At 53.2% G+C, this 16,398-nt stretch carries 12 protein-coding genes; 6 read left to right on the forward strand and 6 right to left on the reverse strand.

Going from position 1 to position 16,398, the window contains the following annotated elements:
- The 3 genes from HED22_RS16910 to HED22_RS16920 all read right to left on the reverse strand — a co-directional run.
- Positions 1 to 907 (reverse strand): CBS domain-containing protein (locus tag HED22_RS16910; protein WP_167724437.1); only part of this gene is annotated, 907 nt, incomplete at its 3' end.
- Between the two features lie 123 nt (positions 908 to 1,030).
- Complete coding sequence (locus HED22_RS16915) at positions 1,031 to 2,797, reverse strand: sodium:solute symporter family protein (protein ID WP_167724438.1); 1,767 nt, start codon at positions 2,795 to 2,797, stop codon at positions 1,031 to 1,033.
- Positions 2,798 to 2,821: 24 nt separating this feature from the next.
- Complete coding sequence (locus HED22_RS16920; RefSeq protein WP_167724441.1) at positions 2,822 to 3,082, reverse strand: DUF4212 domain-containing protein; 261 nt, start codon at positions 3,080 to 3,082, stop codon at positions 2,822 to 2,824.
- A 531-nt stretch (positions 3,083 to 3,613) separates the two neighbouring features.
- Here HED22_RS16920 and ettA point away from each other — a divergent pair.
- Complete coding sequence (gene ettA / locus HED22_RS16925; RefSeq protein ID WP_167724443.1) at positions 3,614 to 5,293, forward strand: energy-dependent translational throttle protein EttA; 1,680 nt, start codon at positions 3,614 to 3,616, stop codon at positions 5,291 to 5,293.
- A 133-nt stretch (positions 5,294 to 5,426) separates the two neighbouring features.
- On the opposite strand, the gene HED22_RS16930 is transcribed toward ettA, so the two are convergent.
- The gene (locus tag HED22_RS16930) at positions 5,427 to 6,065 is read right to left on the reverse strand and encodes a phospholipid-binding protein MlaC (RefSeq protein WP_167724445.1); all 639 of its coding nucleotides are present in this window, start codon (positions 6,063 to 6,065) and stop codon (positions 5,427 to 5,429) included.
- A gap of 9 nt (positions 6,066 to 6,074) precedes the next feature.
- Positions 6,075 to 6,860 (reverse strand): VacJ family lipoprotein, encoded by a 786-nt coding sequence (locus tag HED22_RS16935; RefSeq protein ID WP_254870213.1) that lies wholly within the window; start codon positions 6,858 to 6,860, stop codon positions 6,075 to 6,077.
- Positions 6,861 to 7,162: 302 nt separating this feature from the next.
- Here HED22_RS16935 and HED22_RS16940 point away from each other — a divergent pair, with 302 nt between their 5' ends.
- The 4 genes from HED22_RS16940 (at position 7,163) to metH (ending at position 12,932) form a co-directional block, all read left to right on the forward strand.
- A complete protein-coding gene (locus HED22_RS16940) occupies positions 7,163 to 8,140 on the forward strand; it encodes a metalloregulator ArsR/SmtB family transcription factor (RefSeq protein WP_167724447.1) in 978 nt (325 codons plus the stop codon).
- Positions 8,141 to 8,230: 90 nt separating this feature from the next.
- Complete coding sequence (gene metF, locus HED22_RS16945) at positions 8,231 to 9,124, forward strand: methylenetetrahydrofolate reductase (RefSeq protein WP_175581294.1); 894 nt, start codon at positions 8,231 to 8,233, stop codon at positions 9,122 to 9,124.
- Positions 9,125 to 9,168: 44 nt separating this feature from the next.
- Complete coding sequence (locus HED22_RS16950; RefSeq protein WP_167724449.1) at positions 9,169 to 10,242, forward strand: homocysteine S-methyltransferase family protein; 1,074 nt, start codon at positions 9,169 to 9,171, stop codon at positions 10,240 to 10,242.
- Between the two features lie 38 nt (positions 10,243 to 10,280).
- Entirely contained in the window at positions 10,281 to 12,932 is a 2,652-nt protein-coding gene (gene metH, locus HED22_RS16955; protein WP_167724451.1) for a methionine synthase, read from the forward strand.
- A 67-nt stretch (positions 12,933 to 12,999) separates the two neighbouring features.
- Here the strand turns inward: metH and HED22_RS16960 are convergent, their stop codons facing one another.
- Entirely contained in the window at positions 13,000 to 14,250 is a 1,251-nt protein-coding gene (locus HED22_RS16960) for a multidrug effflux MFS transporter (protein WP_167724454.1), read from the reverse strand.
- 291 nt (positions 14,251 to 14,541) lie between these two features.
- Here HED22_RS16960 and HED22_RS16965 point away from each other — a divergent pair, with 291 nt between their 5' ends.
- Positions 14,542 to 16,335, forward strand: a complete 1,794-nt coding sequence (locus HED22_RS16965; protein ID WP_167724456.1) for a chloride channel protein — start codon at positions 14,542 to 14,544, stop codon at positions 16,333 to 16,335.
- Positions 16,336 to 16,398: the final 63 nt, after the last annotated feature.

Raw genomic sequence — 16,398 nt, forward strand, 5'->3', positions numbered from 1 at the left:
CCGGGACCTGGGCGATGACTTTTGCCATTTCTTCCGGGGCGGTCAACTTGCCGATGCGACCTGCCATGTAAACAGCTGACAGGGATTGGCGTGCGAGCAGGTTGTTGGTCGTGATCATGCCAACAGCCTTGCCATCCTTCATAACCGGCAGATGACGGATATTGTTGCGCGTCATGGTCAGAAGCGCATCGAAAGCATACTGATCAGGAGAAATCGAAATGGGCTTTTCGGTCATGATGGCCGTAACCGGCTCATCAAAGCTGCGGCCTTCGGCGACGACCCGGTTTCGCAGGTCCCGGTCGGTCATGATGCCGGCAACGCCATCGTCTCCCTCTGTAATCAGCAGACAGGATACGCGTTCCTTGCTCATGAGCTTGCCAGCTTCAAGGATTGATGCGGATTTGTCGATACTGACCAGATCGCGCGCGATCAGGTCACTGACCATAACACTCATCAGTTTGAGCTGGTCGTCATCGCGTTTTTCAAGAAGCTGCATGCCGCTGCGCAGACGATCTCCACCCATTTGCGAGAAGAAATAGCTAAATTGCGGGTATTTGCTGGTCAGGTCGTGGAAATCCTTTTCCGGCAACAAATAGCACAGGCTGTCTTCAAGGGTTGTGATGTTGTTTGCGGCCCGCCCGTTCTGATACATCGCGCGTACGCCAAAACATTCCCCCTCTGACAGGCGGGCAAGAAGTTGTCCGTTGGGATCACGGGTTTCTGTGCCGCCAGTGCGGATAATGTAGAGATGCAGGCATTGTTCTTCAGGTGAGAGAACCTTGGTCCCTGCGCGGAAATAGCGGGCCTGCAGGCGTTTGGGCAGCGCATTGATCTCTGCGTCGGGTAACAGGTCGAACGGGTGATGTTGTTTCAGAAACTCTGCAATTTCTTCAAGTTCGATGCTCATTGACTGCTTTCCTCCGCAAGGGCACGCCCTGATGTCATTGTTGCCTGACAAAGATCGAAAAGAAAAGCCCCCGGATCATTGATCCGGGGGCCTGCAACAGTATTTGGCAAACCGGTTAACCGATTAGTGGTCAACCGCGCCACCGGCCCCTTTCGGAACACGGATGTCTTCAATCATGACCTGGATATGTTCTGGCGGTTCAGCGGTGACTCTCGATACAGAGAAAGCAACGATGAAGTTCAGAACCATGCCAACTGCACCAATGCCTTCCGGCGAGATGCCAAACAGCCAGTTTTCCGGCGTGTTTGCAATGATCGGGTCGAAGAACACACCTTTGTAGGCAAGGATATAGCCCATGGTGAAGATCAGACCAGTCAGCATGCCGGCAATCGCACCTTCGCGGTTAACCTTCTTGGAGAAAATCCCCATGATGATAACCGGGAACAACGAGGATGCGGCAAGACCGAAGGCAAACGCCACCACCTGTGCCACAAAGCCCGGAGGGTTGTAGCCCAGATAACCGGCAATCAGGATCGCGACCGCAGCGGCAATACGCCCTGCCATCAGTTCCTGCCCTTCTGTCATGTTTGGTGTGAATGTACCTTTGAGAAGGTCATGCGACACGCCAGACGAAATCACAAGCAACAGACCCGCAGCCGTCGACAGGGCAGCAGCAATACCACCTGCTGCAACCAGTGCGATGACCCAGTTCGGAAGCTGTGCAATTTCCGGGTTGGCCAGAACCATGATGTCACGGTCAACCTTCAGCTCGTTACCCTGCCAGCCGAACTCGGCTGCCTTGGCGGCGAACTCTTCATTGGCATCATTGTAGTACTGGATACGGCCATCGCCGTTTTTGTCTTCAAACGACAGGAGGCCGGTGGCTTCCCAACGTTTCATCCAGTCCGGACGCTCTTCAAAGACAAGGTTGCCATCTTCTGCGCCGACTTCGCCGGTCTGGATGGTTTCGGTCAGGTTCAGGCGAGCCATTGCACCAACTGCCGGAGCGGTGGTGTAAAGCAGCGCGATGAAGACCAATGCCCAACCAGCCGAAGAACGCGCATCGCGGACCTTCGGAACGGTGAAGAAGCGAACGATAACGTGCGGCAGACCTGCGGTACCAACCATCAGGGCAACGGTAATCGCAAAGATATCAATCGTTGACTTGCTGGTCGTGGTGTATTCGAGGAAGCCGAGTTCCGTCACAACCTGGTTGAGGCGATCAAGCATGAATTCGCCGGTGCCATTCACGGTCGAGCCGAAGGCCAGCTGCGGCAGCGGATTGCCGGTCAACTGGAAGGCAATGAAGATTGCCGGAATGGTGTAGGCAACAATAAGAACGCAATATTGTGCAACCTGGGTATAGGTAATGCCCTTCATGCCGCCAAGAACGGCATAGATGAAGACGATGCCCATGCCGACGATCAGGCCGGTCAGGATTTCAACTTCAAGGAAGCGCGAGAACACGATACCAACGCCGCGCATCTGACCTGCCACATAGGTGAACGAGATAAAGATCAGGCAGATAACAGCAACGATACGGGCTGCTTTGGAATAATAACGATCCCCGATGAATTCCGGCACGGTGAATTTGCCGTACTTACGAAGGTACGGTGCCAGAAGCATTGCCAGCAGGCAGTAACCGCCGGTCCAGCCCATCAGGTAAACCGAGCCGCCATAGCCAAGGAAGGCAATGAGGCCAGCCATAGAGATAAAGGAAGCAGCAGACATCCAGTCTGCTGCGGTCGCCATGCCGTTGACAACCGGGTTAACACCTTTGCCAGCGACATAGAATTCGCCGGTGGTGCTTGCCTTGGCCCAGATCGCGATGCCGATATACAGCGCGAAGCTCAAACCGACGGCAATATATGTAAGGGTAGTAAGATCCATCTTGTCTGTCTCCCAGATACTGCGTCAGTCGTCGTCTTCGCGGACGCCGAATTCGCGGTCCAGCTTGTTCATCTTGGCCACATAGACAAAAATCAGTGCGACAAAGACGTAAATGGAACCCTGTTGAGCAAACCAGAAACCAAGCTGGAAGCCCGCTATTTCGATAGAATTGAGGGCATCGACAAACAAGATGCCGAAACCGTAGGAAACGATGAACCAGATCGCGACAAGTACCGAGACCAGTTTCACGTTTCTCTTCCAGTAGGCTGCGCTTTGTTCATCCATCGCGCGTCTCCTTCCTAGAAATGATAACTTTCCCTGCCGACATCGTTTTTGGATTGATTATTGTCGACCGCGTAAACCAGTGGCATTGAATGCATTGGGACACACTCATTGCCTGTAAAGGTCGATACCAGCTTTCGGGATTCGCCATAAGCTAATCATTAGTCGTATAGAACAGGGTGTTAGGGGCTTTCACGCGCGGTTGCCAACTGAAAATAGTGACAGAATCCGGTCGGTTTTTGATGTGTGCGACGCAGCATTTCAAGGTTGAAAAAGTCGCGCGGTTCATGCCAGAAAAGTGACGTTTTCAGGGTGTAACCAACCGCGAATGTACCCGTTGACAGTTTTCTTGATGCGGAATCGCCGCAAGATTTGCCAAGTTGGGCCGGTCGTTTCGGGCTTCTGCGGTTTGAAGTTGTTAAGAGACAGCCTGTCGGTTACAAACGGGCACAGTATTTCAGGCATGCGCTTTGGGCGTGTCGAAGTGTTCCGGCCCGATGGGGCGGACCCAACGAATTTTGGATGGGGAATTTAATGGCATCCTACCAGTATATTTACGTCATGAAGGACCTGACCAAGATCCTTCCGGGCGGTCGCGAACTATTCAAGGGCATCACGCTGTCCTTCTTGCCGGGCGTAAAAATCGGTGTTCTCGGGAACAACGGCGCAGGTAAATCGACCCTGCTGAAAATCATGGCGGGCATTGAAAAAGACTTTGCCGGTGAAGCTTGGCCTGCCGATGGTGTGAATGTCGGTTATCTTGAGCAGGAGCCGCAGCTTAACCCTGACAAAGACGTTCTTGGCAACGTAATGGAAGGGTGTGGTTCGATCGTTGACGATCTGGCACGCTTTAATGAAATCAGCGGCAAATTTGCCGAGCCGATGACCGATGACGAAATGACGGAACTCCTTGCCGAGCAAGGGGAGCTTCAGGAACGCATCGATGCTGCTAATGGCTGGGATCTGGAACGTACCCTTGAAATCGCGATGGACGCCCTGCGTTGTCCGCCCAAGGAAGCTGACGTTTCAAAGCTTTCCGGTGGTGAACGCCGTCGTGTCGCGCTTTGCCGCCTGCTGCTCGCCAAGCCTGATATCCTGCTGCTTGACGAACCGACCAACCACCTTGATGCGGAATCGGTTGCGTGGCTTGAACGTCATCTTGAAGATTACCAGGGTACCGTCATTCTGGTCACCCACGATCGTTACTTCCTTGATAACGTGACCGGCTGGATCCTTGAACTTGACCGTGGTCAGGGCATCCCGTTTGAAGGCAACTACTCATCCTGGCTGGAACAGAAGCAAAAGCGTCTGGAACAGGAAGCCCGTCAGGAAGGCAGCCGTCAGAAACAGCTTGCGACCGAGTTGGACTGGATCCGTCAGAACCCGAAAGGCCGTCAGGCAAAATCCAAGGCCCGTGTTCGTGCCTATGATGATCTTGTTGCCGAAGCAGCCAAAGCAGTTCCGGACTCGACCAAGATCGTTATTCCTATTGCCGAGCGTCTTGGTAATGAAGTCATCACTGCCGAGGGTCTGACCAAGGCATATGGTGACAAGCTTCTGTTCGAGAATCTGGATTTCCGTTTGCCACCGGGTGGCATCGTGGGTGTTATTGGTCCGAACGGTGCAGGTAAAACCACGCTGTTCAAAATGCTGACCGGCAGTGAAAAACCGGATGCAGGGGAACTGAAAATCGGTGAAACCGTCAAGATGGGTTATGTCGATCAGTCGCGTGACTCGCTTGATCCGAACAAGACCGTCTGGCAGGAAGTTTCCGATGGTCTCGACGAGATCCTGCTGGGCAAACGCCCGATGAGCTCGCGTGCTTATGTGTCGCAGTTTGCATTCAAGGGTGCCGATCAGCAGAAAAAAGTCGGTCAGTTGTCAGGTGGTGAACGTAACCGCGTTCATCTTGCCAAGATGCTGAAATCCGGTTCGAACGTTCTGCTGCTTGACGAACCGACCAACGATCTTGATGTCGATACTCTGCGCGCGCTTGAGGAAGGTCTTCTCGAGTTTGCCGGTTGTGCTGTGGTCATCTCGCACGATCGCTTCTTCCTTGACCGTATCGCAACCCATATTCTTGCCTATGAGGGCAACTCGCATGTCGAGTGGTTCGAAGGTAACTATCAGGAATATGAGGCGGACTACAAGCGCCGCTATGGTGAAGAGGCAAGCCGTCCGCACCGCATCAAATACAAGCCCCTGACCCGCTAAGCCGGTTCATAAGGTTTAAGATCAAAGGCCACCTTCGGGTGGCCTTTTTTCGTCTTGCATGGTGAAGAACAAACAGAAAAAGCCACCGTCGCAAAGAAGGTGGCTTTTCAATTCTGATGTTCGACAGTCTAATCTACAGGCCTGTCTTCGCCTTGAGGGCTGCTGTCAGGGCGCTGACATCGTCATTGTTCTGCTGGATGACCGATGTGAACTCATCGCGTTGGGTGATGCCCATGCTCAGACCTTCGATGGAAACATCAATGATCTTGTAGCTGTCATCAAAAACCCTCATCCGCCAGACGATATTGATCGGCGGACCGTCCGGGCGGACAAACTGCGAATTGACAAAGGTGTCCTTGTTTTTCTGGGTCTGGTCGCCGACGACAAATTGTTCGCCGTTAAATTCCTTGAACTGGTTTGCGTAGTTCAGGGCCAGATAATTTTGCAGCAGTACCGAAAATTCTTCAATCTCCTCCTTGGAGATCGACCGCCAGTAGCGCCCCAGGACAAAGCGCGAAACTACGTCCATTTCGAAGTATCGGTCCATGAGGGACACGAACTTTTTACGGCGGACATCATCAGCAAGGCTTTGATCAGTAAGTTCGTTCATGGCGTGGTCCGCCATGGACTTAATCACTTCTGCTGCACTTGTTTCAACAGCGACTTCGGCAACGACACTTGAAGACAGGCTCGTTGCCGACGACGGACCAGACCAAGCCGCTGCGATGGCGATCATCGTGGCGGCTGATATGGCGATTTTGCTGTTTGCCATGGTCGGCTCTTATTCGCTTGCAGCTTCGACAGCATCGTCGAAGTCAAAAGATGCACTTTCGTCTTCAACAGCCGTTGCAGGTGCCGGGGCACCATTGCGAATCAGCGTGTTGCGCTGCTGACGATAGAGGCTGCGCAGAGCAGCATAATAATCGATCGACGATTTCTGCAACTCATTCAGCTGATTGATCGTAGCATAACGATAATGCAATGCGCTCAAACCGATAGAGCCGAGATAAAGAGCTTCGGCTGTGTCGCTGTTTTCAGCGCCCCAGGTCAGCGGATTGGCAACATAATCAACGGCAAGGCCTGTGGTATCACGAAGGTTGGACGGGCCAATCAGCGGAAGCACAATGTAAGGGCCACCACCAATGCCATAATGGGCAAGGGTCTGACCGAAATCTTCGCGGCGATAAGGGATGCCGAAATCCGAGGCGACATCGTTAAAGCCCAGAAGACCAATCGTCGAGTTCATGATGAAACGCTGGAATGAGGCAGCAGCCTGTTCCGGATCACCCTGCAGCAACGCGTTGAACGAGTTCAGCGGTTCGTTGATGTTGCGCACAAAGCTTTCGACGGAAGTCTTTACGGGTTCCGGTGCAATGTCGCGGTACCACATTGCAGCGGGATACAGGACCATGAAATCAACGGCACCATTGATTCCGTGAACAACGCGGTTCACCGGCTCAATCGGGTCGAAATCGCTCGTGTCCTGAGCGGGTTCTGTCGATGCGCACGCGGTCAGCAAAGACAGCGACCCTGCGGCACAAAGTGAAAGCAAAGCTCGAAACTTCATTATTTTTAGCCAACCGATGTTCGATACACAGACTTCCCCTGACCCAAAACGTTTTTGATGCGAGACACCAAAAAACGTTACCGATCAACCTCCTGCTTGGAGGTGCGACCATGTAACGCAGACGCCTTAGATATCCATGTGGTTAGCATAGGGTGAATTTAAACACCAGCATACAAAAAGTTGATCGTAATCAAGCGGGTTGCAGGTGTGGCATTTGGGCAACATTTTTTCCTGCGAAAATAGCCCTTGAACAAACATAAACATATCTTTATATCTTTTGTATTGATCTGGAGGGCGTTGACATGGAACAGGTTCTGGCAAGATTGCGCGCCGCGGCCGAGGCAACTCGGCTTCGTTTGCTGGCGATCTGTGCCGAGTGCGAACTGACCGTCAGTGAGATCACCCAGATCATTGGTCAAAGCCAGCCGCGTGTGTCCCGACATCTTAAGTTATTGTGTGAAGCGGGCTTGCTTGTCCGCTTTCGCGAGGGCACGTGGGTTTTCTATCGCACGCCACACTCTGGACCCGGGGCGGATCTTGTGCAGCCGGTGCTTGATCTTTTGCCCAAGGATGACGAAACGCTATCGCTTGATCGCGCCCGTCTTGATCAGGTGAAGGCCGAGCGCGAGAAAATCGCCACCGAGTATTTCCGCGCCAATGCCGAAGATTGGGATCGGATTCGTTCTCTGCATGTTGACGAGACTGTTGTTGAAAAAGCCCTGCTGGACGCTGTCGGTGATTTGACTGGCGGGCGGATTCTTGATGTCGGTACAGGCACTGGACGCATTCTGGAGCTGCTGGGACGCAATGCTGAAGAAGGTGTGGGCGTTGATATGTCACGCGAAATGTTGGCCGTGGCTCGTGCCCGCTTGCAACGCGCGGATTTGTCCAATTGCCTTGTTCGGCAGGCGGATATGTATCAGTTGCCTTATCCGGGCGGCATGTTTGATGTGGTTACCCTTCATCAGGTTCTGCATTTCGCCGAAAAGCCCGAAGTGGCCCTGGCCGAAGCAGCACGGGTTCTCTCCCCGGGGGGCAAATTGATCATCGTTGATTTTGCACAGCATGAGCATGAGGAACTACGCGAGGAACATGCTCATCGCCGCCTTGGTTTCGATGATGCGTCGCTAAATGCATGGTTCCGTTCCAACGAGCTTGAGCCGGACAATGTAATCAGCCTGCCCGGCAAACCGTTGACAGTCCGGATCTGGGCCGCCCACCCGGCAAAAGGTCAGGCGGCAGACAAAGAAGAAAAGAATTCTGAAAGGGCAGCGGAATAGCGCGCACCGTTTCACCAACATACCAAAACAATAAGACCCGACCCACGGACTCAACCCGAGGGACAGCGAAGACAGGATTGAGATATTGATATGATGACGGTTCCAGAAATCAAGGCAGTACGCAAAAACCTCAAGGTTTCATTCGAATTCTTCCCGCCGAAAACGGAGAAGATGGAAGAAACCATGTGGCGGTCAATCCGTCGGCTTGCGCCGCTCAATCCGTCTTTTGTCTCTGTGACTTATGGGGCTGGTGGTACCACGCGTGGCCGTACTCATGGCAGCGTGACCCGGATCCAAAAGGAAACCGGCATTCCGGCGGCGGCCCATCTGACCTGTGTCGGGCATACCAAGGAAGAGATTGACCAGATCGCGCGAAGCTATTGGGACGAGGGTATCCGTTCGATCGTCGCCCTGCGCGGTGACCTGCCTGACGCGGGTGACAAGTACGAGCCTACGCCAGGTGGTTATGCCTATGCGGTGGATCTGGTTGCGGGACTGAAGGAAATCGCAGATTTTGATATCTCGGTTTCGGCCTATCCGGAAACCCATCCGGATGCTCCAAGTGCGGATTTCGAGATCGAATATCTCAAACGTAAGATTGATGCTGGCGCCAACCGATCGATTACCCAGTTCTTCTTTGATAACGAAACCTATCTTCGGTTCCGTGACAAATGTGTGGCTGCGGGCATTGATGCGCCGATTGTCCCGGGCATTTTGCCAGTGACCAACTTTGGCTCGCTCTTGAAATTTGCCAACATGTGTGGTGCTTCTGTGCCTCAGCGTTTGCATTGGCGTTTCGAAGGGCTTGATGAAGATCCAGATACCCGTCGTATGGTTGCATTCCATGAAGCAATTTCGCAGGTAGAAGGTCTGATCAGCGAAGGTGTGACTGACTTCCACTTCTATACGCTTAATCGTGCCGAACTAACATATGCCATCTGCCATGCGCTGGGCATTCGCGGAACCGAACAGGTAGCTGCCTGAAGGTACTTTTGCCCTGTAACCCGGACGCATGAAGAATTGATTGGATGAAAAAGATGAATGATCGCAAGGAACGCATTGCCCTGCTGCGCAAACGAGCCGAGGAAAAGATACTGATCCTTGATGGCGCAATGGGCACGATGATTCAAAAGCATAATCTGAGTGAAGAAGACTATCGCGGTGAACGCTTTGCCGACTGGAAACTGGATGTAAAAGGCAATAACGACCTTTTGTCCCTGACCCAGCCCAACATCATCAAGGATATTCATCTGCAATATATTGCGGCCGGTGCAGACCTGAACGGGACCAACACCTTTAGCGCAACAACCATTGCACAAGCCGATTACGGCATGGAAGATCTGGCCTACGAGATCAATTACGAAAGTGCCAAGATTGCCCGGGCTGCTTGCGATGAATGGGAAGCAGCCCATCCCGGTGATGTTCGCTTTGTGAATGGTGCAATCGGCCCGACCAACCGAACCGCGTCGATTTCACCAGACGTGAATAATCCGGGATTCCGGGCTGTTACGTTTGATCAGCTAAAAGACGCTTATAAAGAGGCGGCCAAAGGGCTGCTTGACGGCGGAGCAGACACCCTGCTGGTGGAAACGATCTTTGATACGCTCAATGCCAAGGCGGCGTTGTTTGCCATCGACGAAGTTGTTGAAGAGCGCGGCGAAGATGTTCCGGTCATGATTTCGGGTACGATTACCGACGCGTCGGGAAGGACGCTGTCTGGGCAGACAACCGAGGCATTTTATAATTCAGTGCGCCATACCAAACCGTTCTCGATTGGTCTGAATTGTGCTTTGGGTGCCGCACAGCTGCGCCCCTATGTTCAGGAACTCTCGCGGATCGCTGAGTGCCGCGTTTCGGTATATCCGAATGCCGGTCTGCCGAACGAGTTTGGCGAGTATGACCAGACTGACGCCGAGATGGCTGAACTGGTCAAGGAATGGGCCGATAGCGGGATGATCAACCTGCTTGGTGGCTGCTGTGGGACGACACCGCCGCACATCAAGGCGATTGCGGATGCAGTCGCAGATGCCAAGCCTCGGACCGTGCCGAAGTTCGAGCCACGTATGCGTCTTGCCGGCCTTGAGCCGTTTGACGCTGCGTAATCCCGATATTGATTGCTGAAAAGAGATCGAAAACACCCATGACCGACATTTCCAGATTTATCAATATTGGTGAGCGGACCAACGTTGCGGGATCGCTGAAATTCAAGAAGCTGATCGTTGATGAAGACTACGATGCAGCGCTTGAGATCGCGCGCCAGCAGGTCGAAAACGGCGCCCAGATCATCGACATCAACATGGATGATGCGATGCTGGATGCCGAAACGGCAATGGTCAAGTTCATCAACCTGATTGCGGCTGAGCCAGACATTGCGCGCGTTCCGATCATGGTCGACAGTTCCAAATGGAACGTGATCGAGGCGGGGCTGAAATGCCTGCAGGGCAAGGGGATTGTCAATTCTATCAGTCTCAAGGAAGGCGAAGAGCCTTTCATCGCGCAGGCCAAGATGCTGCGCCGCTATGGGGCTGCTGTTGTGGTTATGGCTTTTGATGAAAAAGGTCAGGCCGATACAGTTGATCGCAAGTTTGAAATTTGCAAACGCAGCTATGACGTGCTGGTCGATAAGGTGGGCTTCCCGCCAGAAGATATCATTTTCGATCCGAATATCTTTGCTGTGGCAACCGGTATCGAAGAACATGATAACTATGCTGTCGACTTCATCGAAGCCTGCAAGCTGATCAAAGCAAACCTGCCCTATGCCAAGATTTCCGGCGGTGTTTCAAACGTCTCGTTTTCGTTCCGTGGCAATAACCCCGTGCGCGAAGCGATGCATTCGGTCTTCCTGTATCACGCCATCAAGGCTGGACTGGATATGGGGATCGTCAATGCCGGTCAGCTGGTGGTTTACGAAGAAATCCCGGAAGAACTGCGCGAGCGTGTTGAAGACGTCATTTTGAACCGCCGTTCAGATGCGACTGACCGTTTGCTCGAAGTGGCCGAGAAATACAAAGGAACCGGCGGGCCAGAGAAAAAGGCAGATCTTGAATGGCGTAAAAAGCCGGTCAATGAGCGTCTGGCTCATGCTCTGATCAACGGTATTGCCGAATATGTCGAGGAAGACACCGAAGAAGCACGTCAGCAGGCAGACAAACCGCTTCATGTGATTGAAGGCCCCCTGATGGATGGCATGAATATCGTCGGTGACCTGTTTGGCGCCGGCAAGATGTTCTTGCCCCAGGTGGTGAAATCCGCCCGTGTGATGAAAAAGGCTGTCGCCTATCTGATTCCGTTCATTGAAGAAGAAAAAGACGGTAAGCACGAAACCAACGGCAGAATCCTGCTGGCAACCGTGAAGGGTGATGTGCATGACATTGGCAAGAACATCGTTGGTGTTGTTCTGCAATGTAATAACTTCGAGGTCATTGACCTTGGCGTCATGGTGCCAACCCAGAAGATCATTGAAACAGCCAAGGCCGAAAACGTCGACATGATTGGCCTTTCGGGCCTGATTACACCGTCTCTTGAAGAAATGACCTATGTCGCGGCCGAAATGGAACGCGAAGGACTTGATATCCCGCTTCTGATTGGTGGGGCGACGACGTCCAAGGTTCACACTGCGGTTAAAATTGCGCCGAACTACCTGAAATCTTCGGTGGTTTACGTGATCGACGCGTCGCGCGCGGTCGGGGTTGCAAGTCAATTGCTGTCCGAAACGCATGGTGAACGATTTGCCGCGGAAATCCGCAATGAATATGTCGCGATGGCGGAAAAACACGCGGCACAGCAATTACAGAAAAAGCGGTTCTCGATTGTCGATGCCCGAGCCAACAAGGCACAGCTTGATTGGGAAAACTTCGAAGCACCCGTTCCCAATAAGCCGGGCATAACTGTGTTTGAGGACTTCGAACTGGAAGACCTGGTATCGCGATTTGACTGGAAACCATTCTTTGAGACCTGGGAACTGCACGGCCGTTTCCCTGAAATCCTCCAAGACGAGAAGGTCGGTGAAACTGCGCGGGGACTTTATGAAGACGCGCAGGAGATGCTCAAGAAAATCATTGCCGAGAAGTGGTTCAAGCCCAAAGCGGTGGTCGGCTTGTGGCCAGCCAACTCGGTCGGTGATGATATCGAAGTCACCCCGGCACCCGATCACAACGAACCGGTGATGCTCCATACCCTGCGCCAGCAGATGTACCGCGAAAACAACAAGCGCCCGAACCGGGCCCTTGCCGATTACATCGCGCCGAAAGACAGTGGCAAGACCGACTATATCGGCGCCTTTGTTGTCACTGCCGGGCCGGAGGTTGAAGAAATCGCCGGTAAGCTTGAAGCCGAGCATGACGATTACAACGCCATTTTGGTCAAGGCTCTTGGTGATCGTTTTGCCGAGGCATTTTCTGAGTGCATGCACGAAAAGGTCCGCAAGGAGCTTTGGGGATATGCCCCTGATGAGGCGCTTGGCAATGATGAGCTGATTGCCGAAAAATATCGCGGTATTCGCCCGGCGCCAGGTTATCCGGCTTGTCCGGAACACACCGAAAAAGGCATTCTCTGGGATCTTCTGGATGCCGAAAAGAATGTCGGTGTGTCGCTGACCGAAAGTTATGCCATGACGCCGACTGCATCAGTCAGTGGCTTCTATTTTGCCAATCCGGATGCAAAGTATTTCGGTCTTGGCAAAATCGAGCGCGATCAGGTCGAAAGCTATGCCGAGCGCAAGGGTATGACCTTGGCAGAGGCAGAGCGCTGGTTGGCGCCGAACCTTAATTACGATCCGCGTCAGGCGAAATAACCGTCTTTCAGGTCGCAATGAAAAGCCCCGCAGACTGCACTCTGCGGGGCTTTATTCTTTGGTGTGTTCAGGCCTCGTGTGTGGCGTGGCAGAACTTTCCGCGTTCAGTGACACCGACAATCACAATGCCAATCAGCCCGAGTAAGAAATAACCTACCAGAAGCGGGATCACTGTGCCGTTGAACTGCTGGCCGATGATGCCGCCGGCAATGACCCCGATCAGCGTGCTGTAGACGCCAATCATCGAGGATGCGGTGCCTGCAATCGCCCCAACCGGTTCCATCGCAAGTGAGTTGAAATTCGGCATGGTCAGCGAGAAGCAGAACAGGATTGTCGTCAGGCCGATACCAAACACCAGCAACGGCGGTTGACCGTCAAACCAAAGCGCAATCAGAACATTGATCAGGCTGCTGACTGTCATGACAAACAATGCGACATGCGAAATCTTGTGCATGCCGATCTTGCGTACAAGGCGCGCGTTGACAAATGACGAGACGCTCATGCAGGCGGCGATCATGCCAAACACCAGCGGGAACCAGACACCAAGCCCATAGACCTCGGTTTCAAAGACCTGCTGAGCTGATCCGATATAGGCCATCAGGCAGGCAAACATCATGCCCATTGCGGTGGCGTAACCCAAGGTCTGGCGATTGGTAACCGTGGTCTTGATGTCACGTACGATCCGTCGGACAGACAGCTTGTGTCGATATTCGGGATGGAGGGTTTCAGGCATGCGCAGCAGATACCAGCAGACTATCGCAATCGCGAGGACAAGTGTGCTGACAAAAATCATATGCCAGTTGGCCAGTGCCAGGATCAGGCTACCAGATGCCGGGGCGAACACGGGCAGAATGATAAACACCATCATGACAAAGGACATGACACGGGCCATTTCGCGTCCCTCGAAACAGTCGCGTGTAATTGCCATGGTCAAAACGCGCGGTGCCGCGGCGCCAAGCCCCTGAACAAAACGCGCAGCAAGAAGATGTTCATAGCTGTCGGCAAAGATGGCCATGATTGTACCGACGCAATAGATGCCAAGACCGGCAATCAGGGTAGGGCGGCGGCCAAAACTGTCAGCCAGTGGGCCATAAACAATCTGCATTAGGCCAAACGCGATCATGAAAAAATAGATCAGCATCTGCATACGGTTGCCGTCTTCGATACCGAAATCTGTCGCGATCGGGCCAAAAGCCGGCAACAGGTTATCAATCGACAGGGCAACAAGTCCGATGGTGATCGCCATCAGGCAGATAAATTCAACAAGTCCGGGAAGCGGCTTTGCCGCCGTTGTGCCCGTTGGTCTGGGGTCATTCATTTTTCTTGGTTCCGTATCAGAACGGTTGGTGGCGGCATTACTGTCTCACGATATGCGCAGGATGCGGCATTTCGTGTGATTTTGGCAATGACGGTTTTCTGAAACAGGATCTCGGCACTCGGTATGGCCTGAACCCCGGTCACTTGTTGTTACACATCCGCTGGGATCAATCAATGGATGTCAGAAATGCGAAAATAACCTTGGTAGTGCTTGTCTTTACCCTTTATTCGCAGGAAAGCGTGATCCTATGATCGTATTGAGTTTCGCCGCGCCAACCCTGGTATTGCTGATATGGCTGAAAAGCTTCTGAAATCGAACATCCTGTTGAACCGTCTGCGCCGTATCGTCAAAAGCGAGCAGCTGGTTCTGTCGATTTTGGCATTGATTGTGGGGGCGTTGGCTGGTGGCGGGACCATCCTGTTTCGGGACGGATTGCTGTTTATCCAATCACTGTTTTTTGGAACGGGGGAAGAAGCCCTTCACCGTCATCTCAGTGAAATTCCAATCTGGCAACTTATTCTTGCGCCGACGGTTGGCGGCTTGATTGTCGGTGTTTTCATTTACAAGTTTCTGCCGGAAAAGCGTCCGCACGGGGTCGCTGATGTTATTGATGCGGCCTCTTTCCATGATGCCCGGATGTCGACGCGTTGCGGGATCAAAAGTGCGATTGCCAGTGCGGTATCTCTTGGGAGTGGTGCATCTCTTGGTCGTGAAGGACCCGTGGTTCATATGGGCGCGTCCTTCGGGGCGTGGTTGGCGCGGATTCTTCATTTGCGCCGTTCGGCATCGCGAACGCTTTTGGGATGTGGCGTGGCTTCTGCGGTGGCTGCATCGTTCAATGCGCCATTGGCAGGGGCGCTTTTTGCCCATGAAGTTGCCCTTGGCCATTATGCCCTGACGGCCTTTGCGCCGATTGTTCTGGCTTCTGTCACCGGTACCGTCATTACGCGCATCTATTATGGCGATGAGGTCGCCTTCCTGATACCGGGGCATCAAATCCAGTCTTTCTGGGAGTTCCCGGCCTTTGCCCTTCTGGGAATTATCGCCGGCATTGCGGCGGTGCTGGTCGTCCGTGCCATCCCGATTGTACAAAAAACCGCAAATCGAACCAGTGTGCCGCTTTGGCTGCGTCCAGCTGTTGCCGGTCTGATTGTCGGTTTGGTTGCGCTGATTTTCCCCCAGATCGTGGGCGTCGGATACGGGGCGATGAATGATGCGCTTAATGAAAGCTATAACTTGACCTTCCTGATCGGGTTGCTGATTGCCAAGGGGTTTGTGGTTTCGATCTGCATGGGACTTGGCTTCGCGGGAGGCATGTTCAGTCCGGCACTTTTCCTTGGCGCGATGCTGGGCGGTGCATTTGGCATTATCGCAACCAATGCTTTTCCTGAGCTTTCATCAGGATATTCGGCTTATACCCTTGTTGGCATGGGGGCTTTGGCGGCCGCTGTTCTTGGTGCGCCGATTTCAACGACCTTGATCATTTTTGAACTGACTGGCGACTATGCCCTGACCGCTGCGGTAATGGTTGCATCCGTTCTGGCAACGGTGGTGATGGACCAGTTCCAGGGGGGCTCGTTCTTCCAGTGGCAATTGAAATGTCGCGGTGTGTCGACCCGTTGGGGCCGGGAAGTCAACTTGCTACGTACGATCAAGGTCGCCGAGATCATGAAGCACGAATACGAAACTGTCCCATTGACAGAGGGGCTGACAGTGGTGCGAGAAAAACTGATCAACGCCCCGTATTCAGAGCTTTTTGTCATTGATGACCAGGGCAAATTGCACGGCACGATTACGCTGACCGATTTGCGCCATGCCGCATTTGACCCCAAACTTGGTGATGAAGTGACGGCAGGCGAGGTGGCCAGATCAAAGCCCCCGGTGCTTTATCGGACCGACAGTATCGAAAAGGCCATCAAACTGATGGAACAAACCGGCGAAGAGCATCTGCCGGTCCTTAATAGCGCCGAAGAACGCCATATCATCGGGTTCGTTCATGAAAAAGACGCGATGATGGCCTACAACAACGCATTGCTTGAGCTGCAAAGCGAAGATCGCGGCGATGCGCCGCCCAAGCTGTTCTAGTCGTTTCAAAAAAGAAGAAAGAGCAGCGCCATACGGCGCTGCTCCGTTCAAGGTTTCGAGGCC

It is taken from the genome of Thalassospira sp. HF15, from assembly GCF_011806525.1.
Lineage (GTDB): Bacteria > Pseudomonadota > Alphaproteobacteria > Rhodospirillales > Thalassospiraceae > Thalassospira.

Coding starts and splice junctions, on each gene's coding strand:
- HED22_RS16930 (WP_167724445.1), bottom strand. CDS start 6,065: ATGGCAAACAGCAAAATCGCCATATCAGCCGCCACGATGATCGCCATC.
- HED22_RS16920 (WP_167724441.1), bottom strand. CDS start 3,082: ATGGATGAACAAAGCGCAGCCTACTGGAAGAGAAACGTGAAACTGGTC.
- HED22_RS16960 (WP_167724454.1), bottom strand. CDS start 14,250: ATGAATGACCCCAGACCAACGGGCACAACGGCGGCAAAGCCGCTTCCC.
- HED22_RS16950 (WP_167724449.1), top strand. CDS start 9,169: ATGAAAAAGATGAATGATCGCAAGGAACGCATTGCCCTGCTGCGCAAA.
- HED22_RS16965 (WP_167724456.1), top strand. CDS start 14,542: ATGGCTGAAAAGCTTCTGAAATCGAACATCCTGTTGAACCGTCTGCGC.
- metF (WP_175581294.1), top strand. CDS start 8,231: ATGATGACGGTTCCAGAAATCAAGGCAGTACGCAAAAACCTCAAGGTT.
- HED22_RS16940 (WP_167724447.1), top strand. CDS start 7,163: ATGGAACAGGTTCTGGCAAGATTGCGCGCCGCGGCCGAGGCAACTCGG.
- metH (WP_167724451.1), top strand. CDS start 10,281: ATGACCGACATTTCCAGATTTATCAATATTGGTGAGCGGACCAACGTT.
- ettA (WP_167724443.1), top strand. CDS start 3,614: ATGGCATCCTACCAGTATATTTACGTCATGAAGGACCTGACCAAGATC.
- HED22_RS16935 (WP_254870213.1), bottom strand. CDS start 6,860: ATGAAGTTTCGAGCTTTGCTTTCACTTTGTGCCGCAGGGTCGCTGTCT.
- HED22_RS16915 (WP_167724438.1), bottom strand. CDS start 2,797: ATGGATCTTACTACCCTTACATATATTGCCGTCGGTTTGAGCTTCGCG.